General features: G+C 34.6%; 5 protein-coding genes and 1 pseudogene. All 6 read left to right on the top strand.

The annotated features are described in order from the left end of the window. A pseudogene (locus PR833_RS18285) lies at positions 1 to 336 on the top strand (hypothetical protein); the annotation flags it as partial. Between the two features lie 49 nt (positions 337 to 385). After that, complete coding sequence (locus tag PR833_RS18280) at positions 386 to 568, top strand: hypothetical protein (protein WP_237069606.1); 183 nt, start codon at positions 386 to 388, stop codon at positions 566 to 568. A gap of 149 nt (positions 569 to 717) precedes the next feature. Beyond that, on the top strand, positions 718 to 1,005 hold the full coding sequence (locus PR833_RS18275) for a hypothetical protein (protein ID WP_237069605.1): 288 nt from the start codon (positions 718 to 720) through the stop codon (positions 1,003 to 1,005). A gap of 35 nt (positions 1,006 to 1,040) precedes the next feature. Continuing rightward, positions 1,041 to 1,310 (top strand): PAAR domain-containing protein, encoded by a 270-nt coding sequence (locus PR833_RS18270; RefSeq protein WP_061064370.1) that lies wholly within the window; start codon positions 1,041 to 1,043, stop codon positions 1,308 to 1,310. Between the two features lie 115 nt (positions 1,311 to 1,425). Further along, a complete protein-coding gene (locus PR833_RS18265; RefSeq protein ID WP_053109724.1) occupies positions 1,426 to 1,668 on the top strand; it encodes a hypothetical protein in 243 nt (80 codons plus the stop codon). 126 nt (positions 1,669 to 1,794) lie between these two features. Beyond that, positions 1,795 to 2,736 (top strand): hypothetical protein, encoded by a 942-nt coding sequence (locus tag PR833_RS18260; protein WP_272526402.1) that lies wholly within the window; start codon positions 1,795 to 1,797, stop codon positions 2,734 to 2,736. Positions 2,737 to 2,855: the final 119 nt, after the last annotated feature.

Genomic DNA, 2,855 nt, shown 5'->3' with positions numbered 1-2,855 from the left:
ATCGCTCAATGGCTTGTTACATTGTGCGATAAACATATCGAATGGTCGGCCATGTTTAGGGATAATGACGACGAACAACGTTCAACGGGATATGAAATTAACATGGAGCTTTTAGTCTCTTGGCCTTTTGAATATCAAGCGGTTAAAAATTTCCGGGCTAAACATGGATTAACCACCCCTGTCATAGATCATCCACTATTAAAAACGCCAATGGCGATCGAACACCGTCCTGATATGGTGGGCTGGAAGCAAAATATGTCATCAATTTATTATCAGATAATTGATGACCTCATTACGATTAATCCCGAGCTGCAAGTTATTCATAAACTATTTTAATCATGAACAATAGGCGGTTAATTTACCGATTTTTAAAATGGGTAATGTCATGAAGCTGACGGCACAAAGTAAACAAATTATTCGTGATAATAAGCTGCAAGCTTTTTATCTTGATGCAGTTCCCTACTTTGAAGAAGAACATCGCGTAGCATTAGATCACCATGAAATTAAGCGAGAGGCCTTGTTTAATCAATTAAAGAAAAATTATGTGTATTTTGAATCTATTGGTTGAGCAAGCCAATATTTGTGTGTTACGCAGACAACATTCATGCTCTATTGTGGGAAATGTTACGCACAGTCACCGTTATTTCAAACGGTACAAGAGCATCTTGAGCAAGTAGTTTTGTTCAAAGACTCAAAAGTAAAGTATGGTTAGAAGGTATGATTGAGTATTATCAAACTCTCGATTTATCACACAACGTCAGTGAAATCATCGATTATGCCAAAAAATGCTATCTGGTTATCGGTAATGAACCCTCGATACTAAAATCAGAAATTGAATTGTTTCTATTAAAGGATATGAATAAACAATTTACTGATAACTATAAAGAAAAAGAGTTATTCTTAAAGCAAGTACTGGAAAATATCAATACAGTGCAGATACGTAAAGAGAACATTGTCTTTCTCTGTCTCGTTGCACAATATTTAGACGGGTTAAACTGTTTTTGAACCATGTAGATAGACTCATTAAAATAGAGTCAATAATGCGTAGCACAGTTAATGGTCGTAAAATTATTTTAAAAAATGATACCATCGGCACAGGTGGCATGGTGCTGACCTGTTCATCCCTTGCCAAACAAATCCAAGGAGTCGCCTGTGTGAGTGAATCAGTTTATTGCCCTTTATGTAAAACAACAGGTGCTATCGTCGAGGGCGACGGTTTAATGAAAATCAACGGAATTCCCGTCGCATTTGAAGGTCACAAAGTGGCTTGTGGCTGTTCTGGTGGAGGGGGGCTTGTCGCAGTGGATTAAGCAAGCAGTAAAAAAAGTATCTTGAGCGGGGTGTTTTAATCATAGGGGTTAAAACAATAAAGAATGAGTGAATACAGTTGTTAGTCAGTATGTTAGCTTTAAATAAAGAATGATTATGAAGATGATTTCATTTGCAAAATTGAGTCACCGTCACCTGAGTGGGGTCTCGTTTGAAATCAAAACGACGATGAAGGATAAGTTTGGGTCAAATGCAACACCAAAAAGTGGTGAGCCAAGTGAATCTCAAAAAGATTATATTGGAAATATAAGTAAGCATACTGGTCTAGTAAATATATCTTTTGTTCAAGGACATAATGATTATAATTTAAGTAGAGCTCAAAGGAAAATGTTAGTTTAAATTAAAAAAGATATCAGTAAGAGTAATATTGCAGGTTTTAAATTAACGGTTGCTATTGATGGTAAATTGGATGTGTCAAGCAATAATAAATACGGTTCTTTCTATATAATTGAGGCGTTTAAATAAATGACCAGAGCAAATGATGTAATTAAATATGTAGAAAAAAGAGTCAATCAAACAACTAGGGATGTTAATGACATTGAAGATCTTATAAATGAAGATTTTATTGAAAGCATTGAAGATGTAATGCATGATAATAATGAGAATAAATATATTGATTACATGTCTATTTTGGACTTTAATGCATCATCAATTGCAATGATATATATGTTTCAGTTGTATAAAAAAGTTAATAAAGTTTTCTACACATTTGAACGTTTTTTTTATCATAAGAATTTAAACTATATATTGGGTTATTATGATAACTATAAAAGACACAAATGCTTTTTTAACCTTGCTGAGCAAGGCGAAATTTTATTAATGGATTTCGCTTGTGACGATTTTAGAGTTGGACATCTTTGCTACGATAAAATCATTGAAAGTATTCAATCGGGAAAAATGGCAAAATCCCTTCCAATGTATACCCGTCCTCAAAAATTAGGCGTGTTAGCCATTGAAATGCTGGCAAGTGAAAAAAATCAGACCATAGATTGGGAGAGTGCAGGTATTCCTATTGACCCGTTTTATCAACGATTCTGCCAAGAAGCATTTTATACTGAAAGTCATGACGTTATAGAACAATGGTTGATTACTTTATGTGACAGGCATATTGAATGGTCTGCATTATTTGCAGAGAATGAGAATGAACAAAGCTCAACAGGCTATGAAATTGATATGGAAATTTTATTAGCGTGGCCTTTTGAATACCAAGCCGTAAAAAATTTCAGAGCTAAACACGGTTTAACAACGCCTATTATTGATCATCCGCTATTAAAAACCCCGATGGCAATAGAGCACCGCCCAGATATGGTAGGATGGAAGAAAAATATGCCAGTTATTTATCACCAAATAATTGATGACTTGATTTCGATTAATCCAGAGCTTCAAGTTATTCATAAACTATTTTAATTATGATTAATAGGCGGAGATTTACTGCCTGTGAATATAGATAATGTCATGAACATGAAGCTGACGGCAGAAAGAAAACAAATTATTCGTGATAATAAGCTGCAAGTGTCCACTCCCCA

Origin of the sequence: Providencia sp. PROV189 (assembly GCF_028480065.1) — a bacterium.
Taxonomy (GTDB): Bacteria; Pseudomonadota; Gammaproteobacteria; order Enterobacterales; family Enterobacteriaceae; genus Providencia; species Providencia stuartii.
The sequence above is the reverse complement of the archived record's forward strand: the minus strand, read 5'-3'. Positions and strand labels throughout refer to the sequence as shown.

Coding starts and splice junctions, on each gene's coding strand:
- PR833_RS18280 (WP_237069606.1), top strand. CDS start 386: ATGAAGCTGACGGCACAAAGTAAACAAATTATTCGTGATAATAAGCTG.
- PR833_RS18275 (WP_237069605.1), top strand. CDS start 718: ATGATTGAGTATTATCAAACTCTCGATTTATCACACAACGTCAGTGAA.
- PR833_RS18270 (WP_061064370.1), top strand. CDS start 1,041: ATGCGTAGCACAGTTAATGGTCGTAAAATTATTTTAAAAAATGATACC.
- PR833_RS18265 (WP_053109724.1), top strand. CDS start 1,426: ATGAAGATGATTTCATTTGCAAAATTGAGTCACCGTCACCTGAGTGGG.
- PR833_RS18260 (WP_272526402.1), top strand. CDS start 1,795: ATGACCAGAGCAAATGATGTAATTAAATATGTAGAAAAAAGAGTCAAT.